Genomic DNA, 20,222 nt, shown 5'->3' with positions numbered 1-20,222 from the left:
GCCGGCGGAGGTGAGGATCTGCCCGGTGTCGACGTACAGGACCCTCGCGTCCACCTCGACCCGCTGGTAGGAGCGTGAGAGCTCCTCGGCCGCGCCGCCGGCACCCGCCATCGCGTTCCGGCACCGAGCCCAGAGCCTCTTCACCAGCCACGGCATCACCATCGCCCGAGTCCTCACCGACATTCAAACGTCGAACGCTTCAACCGCACCCTGCTGGAGGAATGGGCCTACGCCCAGCCCTACCGATCAGAGACCGAACGCCGACAGGCACTCCCGCACTGGCTACACACCTACAATCACCACCGCGGCCACACCGCGCTGAACGGCCAACCACCCGCCAGCCGCATACCTAACCTCATAGGTCAGTACACCTAGAGCAATAGCGGCCGGGCGAGCGAGGGCGGGAGCGGCGGCGAATGAGGCGGGGGCAACATGACCCCCACCCCGAACACCGTTCGAGGCGGAGACGGGTCTCCCGGCGGCAAGGCCAGCTCCGATCTCGGGCCGACCCCGCTCCCCTTCACCGGCAGCTTCCTTTCCGATAATCCGCAGTCGGCCGCAGCGGCGGTTTCGAACCTCTCGCACCCCGGTTCCTCGGGCAGCGGCGGGCACCAGGGCACCCGGGGCACCCAGAACGGCGCCAACTCCGGTGGGTCCGGAGGAGGCAAGGGGGACAGCGGATCCGGGGGCGCTGGAGCAAGCGCCATCCGGGCGCCGGAGGCGTCACGCCTCCCCCCGGCACCGGCGCAGGAGGCCAAGGCGGGCGCGGCGGAGACGGAAGCGCCGGCGGCCGCGGCGGAAACGGCTCCAACAGCGGCGGTTGGTCTGCGGGACATGCTCGCTGAAGGCTTCCGACGGCCAGGCCGGTGGAGACGGCTAGGCCTACATCAGCTGGTAGCCAAGCCCTGCAGAACGCTCCCGCCCCAAATGGGCTGGGGAATGAGTGAGGCCCGCGCCGGTCGGCGCGGGCCTCGGTCTGGCCGGCAGAGGGCCACTAGTCAGCGGCCAAACACACGCCCAGGAATGACTTCGGCCCCTCCGGGAATCGCAGGGGTTCGCCCATCGACTCCACCGGCAATGCCAGAGGTTTGTCCTCGTCCACTATCCAGCCAGCGATGTGCCCGCACAGCTTCTTCCGCTCCTTCGACTGGGGCATACCGGCATCACGTTCGCGATTGAAATGAGTCTTGGAGATCAAGTCGAGGTTCTCGGCCACCTCGCTCCCCCGGAACTCCTGACCCGAGGGCAGCACGACGACGACCGGATCACTGCCCCGCATGACGACCACGGCGCCTACAGCTCCGGCGACGAGCACCAGGACGCCGAGGGCGATCCCAGCGGGGAGCAGCCACTTCCGCGCTCTGACGGGTGGGGCTGATGTGCGGCCCAGGACAGCTGTCTGCTCGGTCCACCGTTGGCCGTCCCACTGGCGCAGGAACGGCTGGCCCCCAGGATCCGGGTAGTAGCCGGGACCAGGCGGGCTCGGCTGTTGCGGATGTCGTGGTGCGTCCACTAGGTGTCCTGCCTTCCAGCGCCACAGGGGTCGAATTCGGGACGACCTAGAACCAGCCGCACGCTAGCAGCGTCGCGAGTGATCGTCTAACAAGATCTCTGCCAGATGTCGGCAGTGCCATGGCCTGGGATCTGCTGAATCCGTCAGGAGATCGACCTCGCTCGCGATCTACGGATGGGCGCCCGCCAGCTCAACAAGGGGTTCCTGACGTTCCTGCACGGCCGGGCGTGGACGCACGCGGAGGGACCGGTGGCGTTGTTCGACCAGTCGGTGGCGTGGCCGCGCCGGCACCGGGTGCTGCTGCCGGGGGTGCTGGAGCGGCTGGTGGCCAGCGTGCGGGAGCAGACCGACGACCGTTGCAACGCGCTCGTGGCCCGCCAGGCGACCCGGGCCAGCCGGGGCGGGCCCGGCTGGTGGTGGAGCCGCTGGGGGCGCTGGGCGAGTCGGACACGCTCGAGGAGCTGCGGGCGGTGTGTCAGGCGATGCTGCCCCGCGTCGACCTGCCCGAGCTACTGTTGGAAGTCCATGAGTGGACCTTCTTCCTGGACGCCTACACCCACCTGGCCGACATCTCGACCAGGATGGACGACCTGCACATATCGCTGGTCGCGCTGCTGGTGAGCGAGGCGTGCAACGTCGGGTTCCCTCCGGTGATCAAGCCAAATAATCCAGCTCTGACGCGGGGCCGACTGTCGCACGTCGACCAGAACCCTGCGGGGCAGAAACTTCCGCGGGCTTAGAATTCACCAGCCACAGGCCGGTGAACACGGCGCCAGCCAGGGTGACGGCGCCGGCCACGACGAAGGCGCTGTTGAGGCCGGCTTCGAAGGACGCGCCGCTGGATTCCCTGGTGCGGACGACGGCTCCGAGCACCGCCACGCCGAGCACCGCGCCGATCTGCCGGGTGGTGCTGCTGATGCCCGACGCGAGGCCGCCTTCCTGCGGGCTGACCGCCTGGATGGCGGCGCCGGTCAGCGGGGACATGGTCAGAGCGAACCCGATGCCGAGGACGGCCAGCCGCCACCACACGTTGCCGTAGCCGGTGTCCGCGTGCACGGAGCCCAGCGCCAGCAGCCCCAGTCCGGCCAGCGCCAGGCCGATGGTGACCACGATCCGGATGCCGTACTTGGCGGCGAGCCGGCCCGCGTACGGGCTGACGATCACCATGGCCAGGGTGACGGGCAGGGTCTGCACGCCGGCGAGCAGGATCGAACTGCCCTGGACGTATACGAAGAACTGGGAGAAGAAGAAGGACGAACCCATGAGCGCGAACCCCACCACGACCATCGCCCGGCCTCCTTGATCTACGACCGTTTTGGCGACTCCGTCGAGTCTGCGGGGGCGTACTCCCAGCGTTCGGTGAGGAGCGCGGGAGGGGGTGGGGTCCCGGGCAGTCGGGGGTGGCGGGGGCGCAGGCCGTCGAGAGCGATGGCGATCGTACGCTTCCGGGCGTTGTGGGCTGCGTCGATCAGGTCGGTGCGACCCTGCCGGTCGAGCTGTTCGATCAGGGGGGACTTGCCGAGTTGTTCGATCAGCAGCGAGATGTCCATGGCGGTGGCGTCCGACCTGAGCGCTCCGGCGGCATGCGCGCGAGCCACCAGCTCTCGCATGAGCTCCTCGGACCTGGTGAACTTGGCGGCCATCTCGTCGGTGACGGCGATCGTGCTGGCCAGCGGCCCGAGGGAGCCGCCACTGAACTCGATGCAGGCGCCGATGTAGTGAGCGAGCCCTTCCCAGGGGTCGTCGTGCCGCAGACCGTGTTCGGCGGCCTGAATCCACTGGTCGAGGGAGAGCGCGCACAGGTGCTGGAAGAGCTCGTCCTTGGAACGGTAGCGGCGGTAGAGGCTGGCGATGCCGACTCCGGCGCGTGCGGCGATCGTCGCCACCGATGCATGGGCTCCGTCCACGGCCAGGACCTTCTTGGCGGCCTCCAGGAGGGCGTGGTCGTTGCGTTCGGCCTCTGCGTGCCGGGGGGCTTTGCGTGCCATGCGCTCACTGTAGTCGCCTTGCGGAGCGGTTCGCTCCGTTATAGGTTCTCAAACGAAGTGTTTTTATCCGTTTGGAGGAGTGTCATGCGGGCTGTGGTGATGGAAGAGTTCGGCGGGCCGGAGACACTACGAATGCGGCAGGTCGAAGATCCCGTGCCGGGGCCGGGGCAGGTGCTCGTCGCGGTGGCGTACGCGAGTATCACGTTCGTCGAGACGCAGGTGCGCTCGGGCAAGGGGCCGTTCGGCAGGCCCGCCCTGCCCCGCATACCCGGCAACGGCGTGGGCGGCCGCATCACCGCCGTCGGACCGGACGTGGACCCGAGCCTGGTGGGGACGGTCGTGGTCACCACCACCGGCGGCGAGGGCGGGTATGCCGAGCTGGCGCTGGCCCGGGCCCAGGACGCGGTCCCGGTTCCCGCGGGTCTGGAGCTCAAGGACGCGGTCGCGCTGCTGGCCGACGGGCGTACGGCGTTGCTGCTGTACCGGCAGGCGGAGATCAAGCCAGGCGATCGGGTCCTCGTGGAGGCCGCGGGGGGAGGTGTCGGCAGCCTGCTGGTGCAGCTCGCCGCCGCCGCGGACGCCCACGTGATCGGCGCCGCCCGAGGCCCCGGCAAGGCGCGGCTGGTCACCTCGCTGGGCGCGGCCTCCTACGTTGATTACTCCCGGCCTGACTGGCTGGATCGGGTGATGGAGGCGACCGGCGGCGCCGGGCTCGATCTCGTCTTCGACGGGGTCGGCGGCCGGATCGGCACCGAGGCGATCGGTGCGCTGCGTGAAGGCGGACGCGTGAGCATCTACGGAATGGCCAGCGGCGCCGACGCCGACCTCGACGAAGGCGAGCTCCGGGCACGCTCCATCGACGTCATCGGGCTCACCGCCGCGCCGAGCCCCGCCCAGATCCGCGCACTCATCGTCGATGCGCTGAACCTGGCCGCCGACGGGAAGTTGCGGCCCGTCATCGGCCAGACCTTCCCGCTCGACGCGGCAGCCGCCGCGCATCGAGCGATCGAGTCGCGGACCACCACCGGCAAGACCCTGCTCATCCCGGCCGACGATGTGCGCGGCTGAGATCAACACCCATATGTCCCCCACCCCCTCTGCCAGAGCCGGCGCCCGAGAGTGGATCGCCCTGGCGGTCCTGGGTGTTCCCGCCGTGTTGGTCATGATGAACATGTCGGTGCTCTATCTGGCACTGCCGGCCCTGAGCGCCGATCTGGAGCCCGACGGCCCCCAACTGCTGTGGATCACCGACATCTACGGTTTCATGGTCGCCGGATCGCTCGTCACGATGGGTACGCTCGGCGACCGTCTCGGGCACCGCCGGACCCTGCTGATCGGCGCCGTGGCCTTCACCGGCGCATCCGTCATCGCCGCACACGCCCCCAGCGCCGGCATGCTCATCGCGACCCGGGCGGTCCAAGGAGTCGCCGCCGCCGCGCTGGCGCCGTCCTCGCTGGCGCTGATCCGCACCCTGTTCCTCGATCCCCGACAGCGCACCCTGGCCATCACGGCCTGGATGATGGCGTTCATGGGCGGCGGCGCGCTCGGCCCGCTGGTCGGCGGTGTGCTGCTGCAGTACTACTGGTGGGGCTCGGTGTTTCTGCTCGCCATTCCGGCCATGGCCCTGCTGCTGGTCACCGGCCCTTTCCTGATCCCTGAATCTCGCGCTCCGGCTTCCGGACGGCTGGACGCGGTCAGCGTCGTCCTGTCGCTGCTGACTCCTCTGACGATCGTGTTCGGCATCAAGGATCTCGCCGTCCACGGCTTTGCCCTGCCGTCCGCCGGCGTCCTGGTCGTGGGCCTGGTGATCGGCGCGGTCTTCGTGCGCCGTCAGCGACGGCTTTCCGACCCGCTCCTGGACCTGGGATTGTTCCGCATCCGCTCCTTCGCCGTATCCGTCACGGGCATGGTGCTGGTCGGGATCATACTGTTCGGGACCAGCCTGCTGACCTCGCAATACCTGCAACTGGTGCTCGAACTGTCTCCGTTGGAGGCCGGTCTGTGGCAGCTGCCCACCGCGGTCACCGGAACCGTCGTGGCCCTGGTGGTCTCCAGTCTCACCGGCCGCATCCGCCCGGCCGTCCTCATGAGTGCCGGCGCCGCGTTCGCCGTCGCCGGTCCCGTCCTGCTCACACAGGTGGATACGGACCCCGTCGTTCTGGTGTCCGGCTCCGTCCTTCTCTTCGCCGGGCTGACCCCGTTCATGGCGCTGGGAACCAATCTGGTCGTCGGCGCGGCGCCACCCGAACGCGCCGGAGCCGCCTCAGCGATCTCCGAGACCGGCGCCGAACTCGGCGGCGCGCTCGGCATCGCCGTACTCGGCAGCATCGCCACCGGCGTCTACGGCAGCTACATGATCGGCCATACGTTTCCCGGCGTCCCCTCCCAGCTCGCCGAGGCCGCCCGCGAGACGCTGCCCGCCGCCCTCCAGGCGGCCCGGCGACTGCCCGAAAGCCTCGGCATCCCCTTGGCCCAGACCGCCCGAGACGCGTTCGCCCACAGCCTTCACGTGCACGCGCTCATCACGATTCCCCTGCTCATCGCGCTCGCCCTGCTGAGCCTGACCCTGCGGCGCGCAACCCCGCCGCAACCGGGCCGGCCCGAACAGGTCACGACGCCCAGCCCTGCGTTCGACTGAAAGAAAGGACCAAGCGATCATGCAAGTCGAGGTCTACTTCGACGTCCTGTGCCCCTGGTGCTACATCGGCAAGAGACGACTGGCCGCCGCCCTGAAGGGCCGCAACGATGTGAACGTCGTCTGGCGCAGTTTCGAGCTCGATCCGGACGGAAGCCCCGTCCCCGGCCCGACGGCGGCCCAGGTGATCGCCACGTACCAGAACGACCCAGCCCGGGCGGGTGCCCGGGTGGCCCACATCCAAGCGCTTGGCGCAGCCGAAGGACTCGAACTCAACCTGCACCAGGCCCGGCCGGTCAACTCTTTCGACGCGCACCGCCTGATCCACCTGGCCGCCACCTGCGGCCTGGCCGACGCCGTTCTGGAGCGTCTTCTTCACGGATACCACACCGAAGGCCGCAACATCGCCGACCCGGACGTTCTCCGAGCGCTCGGCGCCGAGGCCGGACTCGATCTCGCCCAGATGGATGAACTCCTGAGCGGCGACGCGTTCGCCGCTGAAGTCCGGGCCGATGAACACCACGGCGCCCAGAAGGGGATCCGAGGCGTGCCGGCACTCGTCATCGACGGAGCCCCGCCGGTATCGGCCGTTCAAGAACCCACCGCTCTGGCAGGGCTGCTGGGCGGCGTTCTCAGCGGACCGGCAGGCCGGTGACGGCGCGGCCGATGATCAGGCGCTGGATCTCGCTGGTGCCCTCGAAGATGGTGTAGATCTCCGGCGTACAAAGATCCCACCCGCGACTTCTCCTTAGAAAGCCGCTTCTACCTGGGGAAACGCCTGTCATCACTTATGGTCGTTTGCCATTGCTAGCCGCCTTCAAACAGAACTGAGGCAGAACCAAGCAAGGGAAGCGACCACCAGAACCACCCGTTCAACGCCGAGGTCCCAGATCACACAGAGTGATCCGGGACCAGCGACTCGACCATGATTAGCCAGCAGGCACATCCACGTACAGTGACTCCTCCCAGGATTTCACGTCTGCGATCTTGTAACGCACGTGCTTGCCGACCCGCATGAAGCGCGGGCCGCCGCCACGCGAGTTCCACTGGTATACGGTCGCGACGGGGACGCCCACCCGTTCTGCAAGGTCGTCCGGAGTCAGGTGCTTCTCTGCCACCGATTCCCCTCCAGCAGACGGCCGCTGCCCCTTGAACCTCAGCGGTCATCTCTCGTTCTCTCACTATGATTGCCATTGTGAGTATATGACGCGTCAAACGCGTCTGCATTATTCATGCGCGTCAGGCTGTGGTCAGTGCCGCTAGGGCAGACACCAGCAGCACCGTTCCGCCGACCGTGCCCCACGTAGCGACCGCCAGCATCCACACCGCAGCGACGGTCAGAGCGATGCCGACCGCGCTCGCCCCCAACCGCTCCAGCGGCACAACCACCGCGCCGACTACCACGACGACCAGCGGCACCGCCACCACCAAGTCCACGCTCGGCACCTGCGCCAAGGGGGCGGCCCACCAGACGATGGCCAACCACGCCGACACCATCGCGATCCGAACCAACTCCCGCATCAGGCCTCCAGCCTCTCCAGGATCCCCTCAGGCAAGCCGAACGCCTCTCCCCCACCCTTCTTGACCACCCACACCCGCCCGTCCTTCACAAGCCGCTTGAGCTGAGCGTTGATCTCGCTCGGTGCCGCCGTCACTCGCCGCTTGAGCACATGGTGCAGCAGCTCCCCGATCTCCAACGCCAGGCCGTCCGACTCCGCGAGGGCGTCGATGATCGCGGCCTTCACGTCGCCTGGCGTCGAATGCGGCTCGTCGGTACGGCGGCCGCCGCCCGCGCGGGGCTCCCGTCCTTCCTTCCTCGCGGCCAGGAACTCCTCGACCCAGCCCATCGTCATGTCGTCGATCCGGCCAGCCGCCGGTTGGCGGGCCATGTACTTCGGCTTCTCGGTGTAGAGCCACCGCATCAGCGCGGCCCGCCGGTCGATGCCGTTCAGGTAGGCCAGGCCCTGCGTGAGCGACCCGTCCTCGAACGTCGCTGAGAGCAACGATGGGTCATGCGGCAGGCCTATCTGATAAGCGGCACCTGGCGTCTGCGTCCGCAGCGCACACGCGTTCTTGCGGAGCTGCGCCCGCAGCGTCACCGACCCGCCCAGCTCGGTCATGTTCGGGTCCTGCGCGACCAGGGCGATGCCGCCGCCGCCCTTGCGCCAGGTCTTCGCGCCGGAGGCGAGCATGCCGACCGCGCGCTTGCCGTGCACGTCGTGCTGCAGGAGCTCCGGGGCCTCTTCCAGCACGAAGAACACCCCGGTCATGCCGCCGGCGTCCGGGTCACCGGGCACCAAGTGCGTCTTGCCGCGCCGCTCGTCGCCGTCGTCGTCCACCCACGGGATCCGCGCGAGGAAGTGGACGCGGCGCCGCATCACCCAGTGCCACAGCTCCAGCTCCGACATGCAGTCGTCCTCGCCGAGGGCGCAGCGGTGCGTGTTGCCGTTCCAGTCCGGCATGGACCCGCCCTGCGGGTCGAGCAGCACCGTCGCGATCTTGTCCGACAGGTGCGCCAGGCTGATCAGCGTCTCCACCGAGCGGGACTTGCCCGCCTCGGAGTCGCCGACGATGATGCCGTGCCGCATGCCGCCGGACTTCGTGAAGAACGCCCAGTGGGCGGGCTGCAAGTCGTAGAAGTAGCCGATGTGCGCCCGGCCGTCCGCCATGATGCGGGGTTGCAGGTCCTCGAACCGCCGCACCGTGGCGAGCGTGTCGCCCTCCAGCAGCGTGAACATCGCGCGGGAGTTGTCGCGGTACGACACCGGCTCCAGCACGGCGAGCTGCGTGGAGGTCTGGAAGGCCGAGGCGACCTTTCCGGCCGCCTGCATGATGTCCTTCGTCTCCTTCTCGCCCGGCACCGCGCGGATCTCCGCGCGGTAACCGGCGTCGATCCGCTTCGGCGTCGTCAGCTTCATCCCCTCGAGGGCCTTACCCTTCGCGGCCAGGCGCTCGTCGAAGCGCTGCAGAATCCGTGCCACCTCGGGATCGATCTCCACCTGCTCGACGATCATCTGCGGCTCGGCCGTGCGGCCGGGCACCGGCAGGCGGCGGTGTCGCCGCCAGTGCGCCAGCGAGAACACCAGCCAGCCGGTCAGGCCGACCTCAGCGGCCAAACCCGTGGGGCCGGCCGCCGAGGCGAGGACGAGCCAGGCCGCGCCGAACACCGCGGCGGCGATGTTGCGGCGGGCCTGCACCGACTTGCGGACCGGTACGGCGGCCGCGGCCGCCGCGAGCAACACGGCCACAGCCTGGTGCACCGGCAGTACGTACAGCAGTCCAGATAGCGGAAGCGCAATCAACCACGCGAACGGAGTTGCCATCACCATGCGGTACCGATGGCGGAACGCGACCCGCCGCACGGTGCGGGCGACCTCACCGGTCGGCTTCTGCCTGCGGTTCTCGGACATTGGATGGGCTCCTTCGCGTGGTTGGTGCTGGTGTACGGCCGGGGTCAGCCGCCTGCGTACGCGTCCTTGTCGGCGACGTTGTCCACGCCACCGACCGCCGCGTGCACCTCACTCACCGTGCCCTGGGCCGCGGCGAGTTCGGCGACCTTCGCGTGCTGGGCGGCGAGCTGGCTGGCGGTCTCCTGTACGGCCATCAGCGCCGTAATGAGCTCGCCCCGGCCCATGTTCTTGCCGAGCAGGCCGCCCACCTGACCGTCGATCGCGCCCGCGACGTGCGTGGCCGCCTGGCCGGCCGCCTCGTGGTCAACCTGGAGCTGGGGGAAAGAGGTGAATTCGGAGTTCATGTCGAGCCTTTCGTCTGGGATGTCGTACGGGGTCAGATCGACGGCGGGCGTTGTATCGGCGGCCGCCGGAGGCTTGTGCTCCTGCTCCGGAGCGGGGGCGTCGTCCTCGGGCTCTCCCTCTTCGATCACCTCGGCTTCCTCGATCTCCAGGGTGTTCTTGTAGTCGGCGTAGGCCTTCTGCGCTCCGGCTGCTGCCTGCTTGACGACCCGGGCGGCGCCGCCGAGGACCTTGAGCAGTCCGTACGTGCCGCCCGCGACCACTGCAGCGGTGCCGCCGGTCAGTGCGAACACCACCGACGTCCACCAGCGGAGGTTGCGCGGTCCGGGCGGCGCACCGGACCTGGTCGGCCGGGTCAGGTACTTCTGAGCCTTGTCGTAGCGGGTACGTGCGGCCGTGAACCCCTGGCGGAACTCGATCTCGGCCTGCGTCGCGCCGGCCCGGAGCCCGCCCATGGTGGCAGCGCGGGCATCGGGCCGCTTCACGAGCGCCGTGGTGACAACCCCCGATAGGAGCAGGAGCAGGAGCAGGGAGATCACTTCTTGCCTCCCTGCACGATGGCCTGCTGCCACGCCTCCTTGGCGTCCCGACCGAGGTCGGCAGTGTTGATGCCGAAGATCGTGACGGCGCTGATGACCAGCAGCGTCGGCACGAGCGGGGCGACGAGCGCCGTGGCCCGGCCGACGTTGTTCTTCTTGCCCCACACGTCCGCGACGAAGATGGCGCCGCAGATGCCGAGCGCCACCGCCGGGACGATGGGGTGCAGTCGTCCGGTGATGGTCCGGACGATGGCCTCGAAGAACGTGCCGATCAAGCCGACACCGACCGCCAGCATCAGCCACGCGGTGAACTTCGGCGCGGTCTTCTTCCAGATGAACACGATGCCGAAGGCCAGCATCAGGGCGGTTGTGGCACCGAGCCCGACGAGCCAGTTGTTCACGGTGAGGGGTCCTTTCAGGCGAAGAAGTGGATGACGAGGTAGGCGACGATCGCGGCCGTGGTCAGCTCGGGAAGGAAGATGATCATGGCGGGGATGTAGAACGCCGCGTAGAGCAGCACGCGGATCGACAGCAGCATCCGCCAGGCCCACACCGCGCAACCGACATCGCGGGGCAGCCACTGCGGCTCCCAGCGTTCGCGGATGAACGTCACCGGCGACGCCAGGTAGGCGGGCCGCTCGCGCGCGATCCAGTCCGACAGCGGGCCCTGAACGAACTCGACGAGCTGCCCTAACGGCGACACCTCGGGCTTGGCGGGGAGCTGGGCGGGCTGGTCATCGCGCAGGGGCACGACCTGGGCGACCTGCTCGGTCGCCTCGTCGGCGGGCTGCCCCTTCTCGATGGTCGTGTCGGGCTGCTCGGTCTTCGGCTGCTGGCCGGGCATGGAGTACGGCGAGCGGATGCTGCGCATGGTCACCTCCTTCGGCGGTTGACTTCGTCGGCGCTGCACCGCAGCTCGGCGGCGTAGTGGGCATACAGCCGATCGCCCTCGGCCTCGTCGGCGTTGTGCACGTCGGCGAGCTCGGCCGCGAGGTAGCGCACGGCCTCGTGGAACGCCTCCTTCGCGGTCGTCGCGCCCGCGATGTTGGCGTGGTAGCGCGTCTTGCGGCCCTGGCGGCGGGTCGGCTTGATGGGCACGTGACTCCTCCCGATCGTCACGGACGGTTACGGCTGGCGAGGCCGTGGTACGATCTCGCGCACGTGCGTGCACGTACACCTGCGCGCGTTGGGCCCCTCCGCTGCGGCGGTTCGCGGCCCTGGTCGGCGCTCAACCCGACCTCGCGGCTGTTCACGCACTGTCACGGGGACAGCAGGTCGGCGATCACGGCGTCCCAGTCGATGCAGTCCATCTCCTCGCCTTCCTGCACCAGCTCGTACAGCCCGATCAGGTGCGTGGCGAGCAGGTCCGCCGGGCAGCGGAACACGCCCAGCAGCAGGTCCCCCTGCGTGATGCCGAACAACACGTTCCGGCCGTCTGCGGCCGGCCGGACCCGCAGGCCGGTGCGGTCCGGCTTCGGCAAGCACTCGGCTGCCATGTCCAGGCCGTCCAGCAGGACCGCGCGGGGCGCTACCACGGCGGCGGGCCAGTCCTCGATCTCCAGGTGGACGAAGAACGGGTCGTCCACCCGGTAGGTCAGCCACGCGTTGTGGAACTCCTCGGTGGCCTCGTCCCACAGGGGGAGGTAGCAGGCCCGCTCGACCGTCTTGCCCGTCTTGTCCGTCCGGCTCGTCATGATGTCGCTCCCTCGTCGTTGTTGTTGTCGGTGGACGAACCGGTCCCGTCCGCGTTGCCGGTGATGGACGATCCGCCGTCCGCCGCCTTGTTCGTCCGCGCGGACGAACCGGTCCCGTCTGCGCCGTCCGCTGCGGATGAGCTCTCCGCCAGCAGACAGCGCAGCAGCGCGCTGGCGCGTGCGTTGCTGATCGTCCGCCCGTCCGCTTTCACGGCGGCCGCGAGCGCATCGCGGGTCAGTCGTCGCGTGCTGCGCTGCTGGTGCTCGGCGAGGATCGTCCGTCCGAGCGGCAGCAGGTCCGCGATACCGTCCGGGCCTGCGGTCCGTCCGCTCGTTCGCGCCGTCCGTCCGCTCACCCGGGCGCGGACCGTCCGCCCGTTCTGCCGTCCGCCGTCCGCCGCCTTCACGCCGCCCCGTCCGCGCGGACGGGGCGCGCCGTCCGCACTCTTCGTCCGTCCGGCCGGGCGCTTCTCGTCCGCGTCTCGTCCGCCGTCCGCCCGGGTCTCGTCCGCGACGTTCGTCCGTCGTCCGTCCGACCTCCGTCCGCCTCCCAGCAGGATCCGGCGAAGCCGTCCGCCCGGCTTCCGTCCGCCGTCCGCCGAGGCCTCGTCCGCAGCGGACGATCTGCCGCCGTCCGCCGCATTGAGCGCGGGGACGAACTGCGGGATGTAGCGCGGGACAGCGCCAGACGCGACCCGGTTGATCCACCGCTCGGCGTCCTCCTTCGCCTTGACGGCGTCCGGGTCCGCGCCGTACAGCTCCTGCGTCAGCGCGGCCATGTGCGTCAGGGTCAGCTGGATCGTGGCCCGCTGCGCCTCGACCACCGCCATCCGGGTGTCCTCGACCGACTGCCACGTCATGCGGACCGCGCGACGCTCACGGATCACCGCCACGGCTGTCTGCGGCGACTGCACACCCTCGGCGACCGCCCACTTGAAGGCGGCGAAGGTCTCCTTGGTGTGCAGCAGCCATCGCATGGCCGAGAACTTCGGCGCCCGCGGGTCGATGAGACCCTGCTCTCGCAGGTCCTGGCGGTGCAGGTGCCTGGAGTGCATCGACCACAGGAACGGCGACGCCAGCGAGCAGGCCGCGAACAACTCCGGGTAGTCCGGCACGTGCGTGTAGCTGAGGTACCCGGCGCCCGCGCCGACTGCGTAGGAGATCATCCGGGTCCGCCAGGCCGCGTCGCCCTCCCGCAGTGCGACGTGCGCGTGCCAGGACACGTACACCGCGACGGACTCGACAATCCCGGCCGCCAGCACGGCCCATAGCGGCGGAAGGCCGCGCTGCATAAACGCCATCGCTTGGCCGGAGACCGCGACGAGGTTGACGCCCAGGTTGGTGGTGGACATGACCACGAGCCGGCCCGCGGTCCGGGTCCGCTCGGCCCACCGCTCGCGCTGGTCGCGGCGGCGGGTACGGGCGCGCTCGCGCTGCGCCTCGGACTCGGTGGCGATGCGGGCCTGCTGCTCCTCGGCGATGATGCCGCTGCGCCGCTCGACCTCGGCGCGGTGCTCGGCCTCCTCGATCTCCCGCTGACGCCGGGCAGCGTCAAGCAGCCGCTCCTGCTCGATGCGAATCTGCTCCGCTTCAAGCCGGGCACGCTCACGCTCGGGGCTGGGCGTGAGAAGTCCTTTCACGCCGCCACCCCGTCGCAGCCCGGGATGTCCGCGCCGATGCGGAGCTTGCGGCGCAGCTTCGGGTCGGTGCCGCCGATGACGCCGATCGGGTCGTACGGCAGGAGCCGCGCCCGCTCGACGCAGATGCCGACGAGGCCAGTGAAGGGGCAGCCGTGGCAACGGCGGTTGGCGACCGCGTACGCGTCGTCGTACTTGGTCGGGTCCTCGACGATGGGGAACCAGTCGTCGGGGTCAACACCGGCCTGGCGGCACCGGGCGTCGGGCGTGAGGAGAAGCACATCGAGCTCGCGCAGACGCGTGGCGACCTGGCGGTCGGCGTCGGATGTGACATCACGCAGGCGTGATGCCACGATGTGGCTGGACATCGGGTCTCGGTTCCTTTTCGCAGAGGGGTAGACCTGGTGTTCAGGGCCTCGTCCGGAGTTGGCGCTCCGGCGGGGCCCGCGGCGTTATGTGGTTGTGGAAGCGGTTCTCCGTTGGCGCGGGGAGCCGCTTTTTCGCATCTAGCCACCCTGTGTTTAACTGTAAACAGGATCACTGAAGGCCATGCTGCAGCACCCAGACAAGCCCTGTCAACCTCCGAGGTAGAAGCGCCTGATCACGGACCACTACCCTCAGTTCGGTAGCGCCAGAGAGGAGAACGGTTTGAGCGCCGCGCATCGCTTCGAGCAGATTGCAAACGAGCTCCGCGAGCAGATCCTCGACGGCACCTACCCGCCCGGCGAACCGCTCCCCCATACCCGTGACCTGCTCGAGCGCTTCAACGTGTCCGCCACGACGCTCACCCGCGCGCTGAAGATCCTCAAAGAGGAACAGCTGATCTGGCGAGTCGGTAACCGGGGCATGATCGTCCAAGACCACCGGCCCGCCATCGTGGACATCCCCCTCAGTGCACTCATCAAGGGCGACCACGAGGAGTGGACCGCCCGGTGCCAGCGAGCAAACGTCTCCGGCGTTGTCCGAGTGATGGGCAGCTACGCCAAGCCCGCGCGGAATGACATCGAACCCGACGTGGCTCAGGCCCTGAACATTCCCGACGACCACATGATCAACTTTTACGTGCAAGCAGGCATGATCAGAGAGCTGCCTGTGTACGTGGCCGAGGCGTTCTACCCGATAGCGCTGCAAGGGAGCCACCCGACCACCGTCGTCCGGCAACTCATCAGCGCTCGGCTGGCCACCGCCAAAGAAACCAGCCTGTTGAAGTTGCCCCGCGGGTCCTGGGTGCTGGCAGTCGAACGGCTCTCATGCGATGAGCAGGGCCGCCTGGTCGAACTGCTACGGATCGCCGCGAACCCGCTGCGGGTCCGGTTCCTGGAAGAAGACCTACCGCTGACGCCGTCCACATAGCAGACGCTCGCCGTATTTAGGGCACCTTTTTCCGCAATTCCAAAGACCGAATTCGGTGGAACCAATCAGAGCTGTCGCCACACGCTGCCGTTCCTCATAAGATCTTGCGGCCAATCCTGGACAAAAATAAACCCTGCACGTCTAACCTGAGGATGTCTAAGCCTTCAGGAAGGTGCAGGGCTATGCCTGACGCTATCACTCACGCCAGTCCAGGCGATAAAATCCGCAACCTTCGGGTCAACCGAGGACTCACCCAAGAGGAACTCGCCCACGCTAGCGGCCTCAGTCTCGCGGTGGTCCGGAAGATCGAGCAGGGCGGCACCGCGCGCATGGAGACCTACCACGCCCTCGGAACAGCCCTGGGCGTGGTCACCGTGACCTTCGTTCAGCCGGGCCCTCCCGAGCCTGTGCTCGACGGGCCCAACGAGATGGTCCTGGCGCCCATCCGCGCCGCAGTAGCCCCCGCAATGGATCTCAAGGGTCAGCCGATGTATGGCACTGCGGACGCCGACGAACTCTCCCTGAGACGTCTCGAAGACGCCGTATCCGCCCTCGGCGCCATCTACCACAGCAACCGCTACGACGACCTGGCCACACTCCTGCCGCCGCTCATCCTCTCCGCGCAGCACCACGTCACCCACCTGGACGGAGACCCCACTCAGCCGGTCGCGCTCCGACTTCGCTCCGACGCCTCCAACCTCGCGGCGCGCTACCTCATCCAGGTACGCGCTCACGACCTGGCCCTGATCGCGATCCAGAGCGCACAGCGCGACGCCTTAGCCATCGGCGACATGCAGCTCGCCGGGGCCGCCATCAGCGTCCAGGCATGGGCGATGATGCGACAAGGACGTTTCCGCGAGGTCATGGAGCTGTGCCTGCACGCAGCCGAGATGATCGAACCACGTATGTCCTCAGCCACACCAACTGAGCTGGAAGCATGGGGGTGGCTCCTTGCGCGGGCCTCCGCTGCCGCTGTGCGCAACAACCAGCCAGTCGAGGCGGAAGAGTACGCCAACCTCGCCGGCATGGCCGGGGCCCGGATGGGGCGCGAGCATAAGCGCAGCGCTGGCCGGTCCTTCGGCCCCCTGACAGCGGCGCTCATCAAGACGGAAAACGCGATGGTCTCCGGAGAACCCGACAGGGCGGTCGCCTTGTACGAAGCCCTGCCGAAGGGCGTCGGGAAGACCGACTCCAGCACGTGGAACCGGGCGCTACTGGACGCGGCCCGCGCGAACATCCGCATCGGTGACGTGACACGCGCAACGGAGATCATGACCAACCTCCGCCGCCAAGCACCGCAGTGGCTGCGGTATCAGCAGCTCGGACGCGATGCGACCAGGGAACTGGTCGCCACCGCGAAAAGGAAACTGAACACTGACCAAAAGGCCCTCGTCGATTTTTTCAGCCTCACCGACTGAGGTACCACGATACGTAGTACTTTCCCACGGAGCGCCGACAAACTACGGCGCTCCGTGGCTGTACGGAGATAATCGCACTCCGTAATTTGAGCAGCGTGGACGACGAGCGCACCACCTTATTTGGACCCAGTGCAGTCGAAATTCTCCAAGCAGATTTCTCCGATTGGCTCATCTGGCGAGACTTCGAGCAGGGTGGAAACCATGGCGACTGGTGCGCTCGCCCCATAAACGTCATAGGCGAGGACAAAATCCTTCGCCATGCCGCCCCTGAGGGGCTGCGGAAGCTGCTGGAGGCTCACAATGGCTAGTGACATCGCGATCACCCTCCCCGCCGCCCCATCGCAGTCAGAAGTGTCGGCTCAGACGCAGCCCTCCGCGGTACACCGGGCCCAGGTGTTGGCGCTCGTGCTAGCCAGCGAACATGGCATCGTCGCTGACGTTCACCAGCTCACCTTTGACCGCACGTTGGTGTCCGTCTACCACGGTCTGCTGATCTACGTAAACGACGAAAGCTTCTGGTGGAACAGCCCCTACCGCAGCCAGAGCGGCGGCCCGCTGCTCACCTACGCCACGAAGCCGGCCAGCGCCGCCGCCCGCATCGCTCAGCACTACACGATGCTGCATGACTTCCCCGTTGATGAGCTACTGGACAGCCGCCTGCCGCTGCTGGCTGACGTGCTCCTGTCCCACCATGTCTGCTCCATCTGAACTGCGGAATCCGCAGGACGATGAGACGCCGTACGGATGCCCTGCAATGCGCAGTTGGGGTCGTTTCGCACTATGGCAGTCCTTTTCGCGTGGCACGCTCCGAACACTTTTCCCACCGCCTAAAGCGGACCCGCCCGGCGCTTGCCACGTCCGGACGGGTCCTTGATCGGATGGAGGTCCGATCCATGGAGAATGCTAGATCCACGATGCTCGAGTCCGCGAGCCACACGATTCCGGGCTGGCGACTGATCCGTAGTGACCGGGGCCGCTTCTGGGCTTTCCGTGAAAAAGCGTTCCCCCGGGAGGCGCTGCTCGCTGGAGCCAAACCCGACCTGGACGCCGACACCTTCGACGACCTGAAGGCCGAGGCCGCCCGGCAAGAGGAGATCGCCAAGCAGGTGGCCTCGTGACCGAGCAGCCCCGCACACCCGGACGGCACCGCGCTGGCCTGCCGCCCGCCACCGTATATCGCCGCTTGTGGGACAGCCCGGCCCGCGCCGAGGCCGAGCGGCTGGGCCAGGCGTGGCAGGGCTGGAGCGTCATCTACGGCACGTACTCCCGCCGCTTCTGGGCCATCGCCGCCTGGCCGGCACCCGGGCCGCTGATGGTCGACTCCAACTCCCCGGAGGACCTGGAGGAGCGGATGCACCAGTCGGAGATGTCCGTCGCCTTGCACGCGCTCCCTGCCCTTCCTCAGATGCGTGGCGAGGGCGCGCGATGACCGACCCTGAGGCCGACGTCCTGGAAGGGGTGCTCATCCCACGAGAGCACCGCCAGCTCGCCGCGCTGAAACAGACCTACCCCGGCTGGCACATCACCTATGATCCGCCCCTCGGCCACTGGACGGCCATCCGGCATGCGCCCTTGACCCCGCGCGAGCAGGAGGGCGGCGTCAAGTACAAGATCACTCACCCCTCACCTGCGGCACTCAGCTCCGCGCTGGCCCACCAGGTCGAGCTGGCACACACCTACGGGCCGCAAAACCGGTCATGAGCTGGCGCTACGACACGGACGCCGCCGTGCCGTAGCGCCGTCCCATCCTCGGGCGCCCCTCATCCCCAGGGGCGCCCGAGGCAGACAACCCCACCAGATTCTGTTCACCTCGGAGAGACCGTTGAACCTCAAACGCATCGGAAACATCGCCTGCATCATCGGCACCCTGGCGTTCGCCGTATGGGTCGTAAGCTCGCCGGACTCCGTGCCAGCGCCCGTCCTCGCAGTGATGATCGTGCTGTGCGCGGCAGCCTTGATCGCGACGTTCGTCCCCCTCATGCGTAGGCGATCCCGGTAACAAAGCGCTTCGCCGATGAACTCTGGCGGGCCTCGTTCTTCCTCACCGGTTGGCCCACTTCCCACCCCGCCGGCGAGGCCCGCCAGGCACAACCCCGCGACCACGAGACGAACCGTCCTTCATCCCCTGCGGGGGTGCGCGCGAAGGGCGACAACCCTCTCGTGGTCGCGGGCACCACGACTCCTTCCCCTTCCCCCTTCATGAAAGGAACGTCACGAGATGGAAGGACGATTAGAGTTCGATCGGTGGTTCGGCCGGGCCAGCACCCTGGTCCTCCAGCCGACCACGCTATGCAATCTCGACTGCGCGTACTGCTATCTGCCGCACCGGCGCCTCAACAATGAGATGCCCCTCGAGATCGCCCAGGCCGTCGCCGACTCGGCTGCGGAACTGACCCACCCCGGCACCCCGCTGGACATCGTGTGGCACGGCGGGGAACCTCTTGCCCTGGGCCGACGCAAGTTCGAGGAGCTGCTCGCGCCGTTCGAGGACCTCCGGCAGGCGGGCCGGATCCACCACAGCGTGCAGACCAACGCCACCCTCATCGACGACAAGTGGTGCGACCTGCTCACTCGTTACCAGGTCCACGTCGGCGTCAGCATCGACGGCCCCGCGGCCTTGAACGCCCGACGGGTGGATCTACGCGGCCGGCCTGCCTTCGACCGGATCATGCGCGGCATCCACCGCCTCCACGATTACGGCATCCGCTTCAGCTTGATCGCCGTCGTCGGGGCTGAAGGCATCGAGCAGCCCGAACCCCTCCTGGACTTCCTCGCCGAGCTGGGGCCGCACACCATCGGCCTGAACGTGGAGGAGATGGAGGGCGTCAACAACCAGCGGTGCGGGATCGCCCAGGATCAGGCCGAGCGGTTCTGGAAGCGGGTCATGGACTGGCGCAGAACCCACAGCGGAGGGCCCGCGCTGCGGGAGCTCGAACGGCTCACCGACTACCTACACCTCGCCCGCAGCGGGCAGCGCGACCAGTGGTGCAGGTACGGCCTCGATCCGATTCCGACAGTGTCGACGGATGGAGACGTGGTGCTGATGTCGCCCGAGCTGGCCGGCATCAGAGACGACGCCTACGGCGACTTCCTCGCCGGGAACGTCCGCTCTCAGAGCATCGCCGGCATGTTGGATCAGGCGCACCGGCTGCGCTACGTCGCCGAGTTCATGACCGGCCTGTCCCGGTGCCAGGCCGAATGCGAGTTCTTCGACTTCTGCCGCGGCGCGCAGGCATGCAACCGCTACTTCGAGCTCGGCAGCTTCGTCACCACGGAGACCGACTACTGCCGACTCACCCGTCAAGCCCTCATCACCGCTCTGTACACCTCAACCCAGAAGGGGATCGCGGCATGACCATGCTGGAGTACCTGACCACCACGGATGCGAACGTGGTTGACGACCTGATCGGCGCCGGCACCCTCGGGAGCCCCGATCCGCTGCAGGCCGCCAAGTTCGACAACAAGCCGAGCTGGGACAACGGCAAGAAGGGCGGATTCGACAACAGGCCGTCCTGGAACAACTGGTCCAAGAAGAAGTAGGAGATGACCGTCGTGGGGGGGGGGGGCCCCCCCCCCCCCCCCCCCCCCCCCCGCCGCGCGGGGCCAGGGGCACCCCCCCCAACCCCCCCCGGGCGGGTAGAAGGGCCGCCCGGGGGTAGCCCACCCCGGCGGGGGGGGGTGGGGGGAATGGGA

General features: G+C 68.3%; 26 protein-coding genes and 1 pseudogene. 14 read left to right on the top strand and 13 right to left on the bottom strand.

Annotated features, from left to right (window positions below; translation table 11 throughout):
* Positions 1 to 156 precede the first annotated feature (156 nt).
* Positions 157 to 375, top strand: a pseudogene (locus tag ACZ6R6_RS48150) (integrase core domain-containing protein); the annotation flags it as partial.
* 619 nt (positions 376 to 994) lie between these two features.
* Here ACZ6R6_RS48150 and ACZ6R6_RS48145 read toward each other — a convergent pair.
* On the bottom strand, positions 995 to 1,513 hold the full coding sequence (locus ACZ6R6_RS48145) for a DUF2510 domain-containing protein (RefSeq protein WP_470104123.1): 519 nt from the start codon (positions 1,511 to 1,513) through the stop codon (positions 995 to 997).
* A 356-nt stretch (positions 1,514 to 1,869) separates the two neighbouring features.
* Between ACZ6R6_RS48145 and ACZ6R6_RS48140 the strand changes: the two genes are divergently transcribed.
* Positions 1,870 to 2,253, top strand: coding sequence for a Tn3 family transposase (locus ACZ6R6_RS48140; protein ID WP_470104122.1), 384 nt, complete (start codon positions 1,870 to 1,872; stop codon positions 2,251 to 2,253).
* Here the strand turns inward: ACZ6R6_RS48140 and ACZ6R6_RS48135 are convergent.
* On the bottom strand, positions 2,168 to 2,866 hold the full coding sequence (locus ACZ6R6_RS48135) for an MFS transporter (protein WP_470104125.1): 699 nt from the start codon (positions 2,864 to 2,866) through the stop codon (positions 2,168 to 2,170). The two genes, ACZ6R6_RS48140 and ACZ6R6_RS48135, sit on opposite strands and share 86 nt — an antisense overlap.
* The gene (locus tag ACZ6R6_RS48130; RefSeq protein ID WP_470104120.1) at positions 2,818 to 3,501 is read right to left on the bottom strand and encodes a TetR/AcrR family transcriptional regulator; all 684 of its coding nucleotides are present in this window, start codon (positions 3,499 to 3,501) and stop codon (positions 2,818 to 2,820) included. The genes ACZ6R6_RS48135 and ACZ6R6_RS48130 overlap by 49 nt, the downstream gene beginning before the upstream one ends.
* An 84-nt stretch (positions 3,502 to 3,585) precedes the next feature.
* Here ACZ6R6_RS48130 and ACZ6R6_RS48125 point away from each other — a divergent pair, with 84 nt between their 5' ends.
* From ACZ6R6_RS48125 to ACZ6R6_RS48115, 3 genes are read left to right on the top strand one after another with little or no spacing between them, the layout of a single operon-like run.
* A complete protein-coding gene (locus ACZ6R6_RS48125) occupies positions 3,586 to 4,569 on the top strand; it encodes a zinc-binding dehydrogenase (protein WP_470104118.1) in 984 nt (327 codons plus the stop codon).
* Positions 4,570 to 4,582: 13 nt separating this feature from the next.
* Positions 4,583 to 6,139: an MFS transporter gene (locus ACZ6R6_RS48120; RefSeq protein WP_470104116.1), complete on the top strand. Its 1,557-nt coding sequence runs from the start codon at positions 4,583 to 4,585 to the stop codon at positions 6,137 to 6,139.
* A gap of 19 nt (positions 6,140 to 6,158) precedes the next feature.
* A complete protein-coding gene (locus ACZ6R6_RS48115; protein WP_470104115.1) occupies positions 6,159 to 6,791 on the top strand; it encodes a DsbA family oxidoreductase in 633 nt (210 codons plus the stop codon).
* A gap of 274 nt (positions 6,792 to 7,065) precedes the next feature.
* Here ACZ6R6_RS48115 and ACZ6R6_RS48110 read toward each other — a convergent pair whose 3' ends face one another.
* The 10 genes from ACZ6R6_RS48110 to ACZ6R6_RS48065 all read right to left on the bottom strand — a co-directional run bounded on the left by ACZ6R6_RS48110 (position 7,066) and on the right by ACZ6R6_RS48065 (position 14,126).
* Positions 7,066 to 7,254: a helix-turn-helix transcriptional regulator gene (locus tag ACZ6R6_RS48110; protein ID WP_470104113.1), complete on the bottom strand. Its 189-nt coding sequence runs from the start codon at positions 7,252 to 7,254 to the stop codon at positions 7,066 to 7,068.
* A 121-nt stretch (positions 7,255 to 7,375) separates the two neighbouring features.
* Positions 7,376 to 7,657 (bottom strand): hypothetical protein, encoded by a 282-nt coding sequence (locus tag ACZ6R6_RS48105; protein ID WP_470104111.1) that lies wholly within the window; start codon positions 7,655 to 7,657, stop codon positions 7,376 to 7,378.
* Positions 7,657 to 9,546, bottom strand: coding sequence for a hypothetical protein (locus tag ACZ6R6_RS48100; RefSeq protein WP_470104110.1), 1,890 nt, complete (start codon positions 9,544 to 9,546; stop codon positions 7,657 to 7,659). Before ACZ6R6_RS48100 ends, ACZ6R6_RS48105 begins: the two co-directional genes overlap by 1 nt.
* 44 nt (positions 9,547 to 9,590) lie before the next feature.
* Positions 9,591 to 10,427: a hypothetical protein gene (locus tag ACZ6R6_RS48095; protein ID WP_470104108.1), complete on the bottom strand. Its 837-nt coding sequence runs from the start codon at positions 10,425 to 10,427 to the stop codon at positions 9,591 to 9,593.
* Complete coding sequence (locus ACZ6R6_RS48090; protein ID WP_470104106.1) at positions 10,424 to 10,828, bottom strand: hypothetical protein; 405 nt, start codon at positions 10,826 to 10,828, stop codon at positions 10,424 to 10,426. The genes ACZ6R6_RS48095 and ACZ6R6_RS48090 overlap by 4 nt, the downstream gene beginning before the upstream one ends.
* Positions 10,829 to 10,842: 14 nt before the next feature.
* Positions 10,843 to 11,298 carry a hypothetical protein gene (locus ACZ6R6_RS48085; RefSeq protein ID WP_470104104.1) on the bottom strand — a complete coding sequence of 152 codons (456 nt, stop codon included), beginning with the start codon at positions 11,296 to 11,298 and terminating at the stop codon, positions 10,843 to 10,845.
* A gap of 2 nt (positions 11,299 to 11,300) precedes the next feature.
* The gene (locus tag ACZ6R6_RS48080) at positions 11,301 to 11,525 is read right to left on the bottom strand and encodes a hypothetical protein (protein ID WP_470104102.1); all 225 of its coding nucleotides are present in this window, start codon (positions 11,523 to 11,525) and stop codon (positions 11,301 to 11,303) included.
* 161 nt (positions 11,526 to 11,686) lie between these two features.
* Positions 11,687 to 12,121, bottom strand: coding sequence for a hypothetical protein (locus tag ACZ6R6_RS48075; protein WP_470104100.1), 435 nt, complete (start codon positions 12,119 to 12,121; stop codon positions 11,687 to 11,689).
* Positions 12,118 to 13,761: a hypothetical protein gene (locus ACZ6R6_RS48070; RefSeq protein ID WP_470104099.1), complete on the bottom strand. Its 1,644-nt coding sequence runs from the start codon at positions 13,759 to 13,761 to the stop codon at positions 12,118 to 12,120. The genes ACZ6R6_RS48075 and ACZ6R6_RS48070 overlap by 4 nt, the downstream gene beginning before the upstream one ends.
* The gene (locus ACZ6R6_RS48065; RefSeq protein ID WP_470104097.1) at positions 13,758 to 14,126 is read right to left on the bottom strand and encodes a hypothetical protein; all 369 of its coding nucleotides are present in this window, start codon (positions 14,124 to 14,126) and stop codon (positions 13,758 to 13,760) included. Before ACZ6R6_RS48065 ends, ACZ6R6_RS48070 begins: the two co-directional genes overlap by 4 nt.
* Before the next feature lie 280 nt (positions 14,127 to 14,406).
* Here ACZ6R6_RS48065 and ACZ6R6_RS48060 point away from each other — a divergent pair, with 280 nt between their 5' ends.
* The 9 genes from ACZ6R6_RS48060 (at position 14,407) to amcA (ending at position 20,069) form a co-directional block, all read left to right on the top strand.
* Positions 14,407 to 15,111, top strand: coding sequence for a GntR family transcriptional regulator (locus ACZ6R6_RS48060; protein WP_470104095.1), 705 nt, complete (start codon positions 14,407 to 14,409; stop codon positions 15,109 to 15,111).
* A 182-nt stretch (positions 15,112 to 15,293) separates the two neighbouring features.
* The gene (locus tag ACZ6R6_RS48055; protein ID WP_470104093.1) at positions 15,294 to 16,529 is read left to right on the top strand and encodes a helix-turn-helix domain-containing protein; all 1,236 of its coding nucleotides are present in this window, start codon (positions 15,294 to 15,296) and stop codon (positions 16,527 to 16,529) included.
* A gap of 95 nt (positions 16,530 to 16,624) precedes the next feature.
* On the top strand, positions 16,625 to 16,837 hold the full coding sequence (locus ACZ6R6_RS48050; RefSeq protein WP_470104091.1) for a hypothetical protein: 213 nt from the start codon (positions 16,625 to 16,627) through the stop codon (positions 16,835 to 16,837).
* The gene (locus ACZ6R6_RS48045; protein WP_470104089.1) at positions 16,830 to 17,237 is read left to right on the top strand and encodes a hypothetical protein; all 408 of its coding nucleotides are present in this window, start codon (positions 16,830 to 16,832) and stop codon (positions 17,235 to 17,237) included. The genes ACZ6R6_RS48050 and ACZ6R6_RS48045 overlap by 8 nt, the downstream gene beginning before the upstream one ends.
* Before the next feature lie 185 nt (positions 17,238 to 17,422).
* Positions 17,423 to 17,647: a hypothetical protein gene (locus ACZ6R6_RS48040; protein ID WP_470104087.1), complete on the top strand. Its 225-nt coding sequence runs from the start codon at positions 17,423 to 17,425 to the stop codon at positions 17,645 to 17,647.
* Entirely contained in the window at positions 17,644 to 17,958 is a 315-nt protein-coding gene (locus tag ACZ6R6_RS48035; protein ID WP_470104085.1) for a hypothetical protein, read from the top strand. Before ACZ6R6_RS48040 ends, ACZ6R6_RS48035 begins: the two co-directional genes overlap by 4 nt.
* Complete coding sequence (locus ACZ6R6_RS48030) at positions 17,955 to 18,230, top strand: hypothetical protein (RefSeq protein ID WP_470104083.1); 276 nt, start codon at positions 17,955 to 17,957, stop codon at positions 18,228 to 18,230. Before ACZ6R6_RS48035 ends, ACZ6R6_RS48030 begins: the two co-directional genes overlap by 4 nt.
* 517 nt (positions 18,231 to 18,747) lie before the next feature.
* Positions 18,748 to 19,884: a cyclophane-forming radical SAM peptide maturase AmcB gene (gene amcB, locus ACZ6R6_RS48025; RefSeq protein WP_470104081.1), complete on the top strand. Its 1,137-nt coding sequence runs from the start codon at positions 18,748 to 18,750 to the stop codon at positions 19,882 to 19,884.
* Positions 19,881 to 20,069, top strand: a complete 189-nt coding sequence (amcA, locus tag ACZ6R6_RS48020; protein WP_470104079.1) for a multiple cyclophane-containing RiPP AmcA — start codon at positions 19,881 to 19,883, stop codon at positions 20,067 to 20,069. The genes amcB and amcA overlap by 4 nt, the downstream gene beginning before the upstream one ends.
* The last annotated feature ends 153 nt before the right edge of the window (positions 20,070 to 20,222 follow it).

The organism is Streptosporangium sp. NPDC048886 (assembly GCF_055586905.1).
The sequence above is the reverse complement of the archived record's forward strand: the minus strand, read 5'-3'. Positions and strand labels throughout refer to the sequence as shown.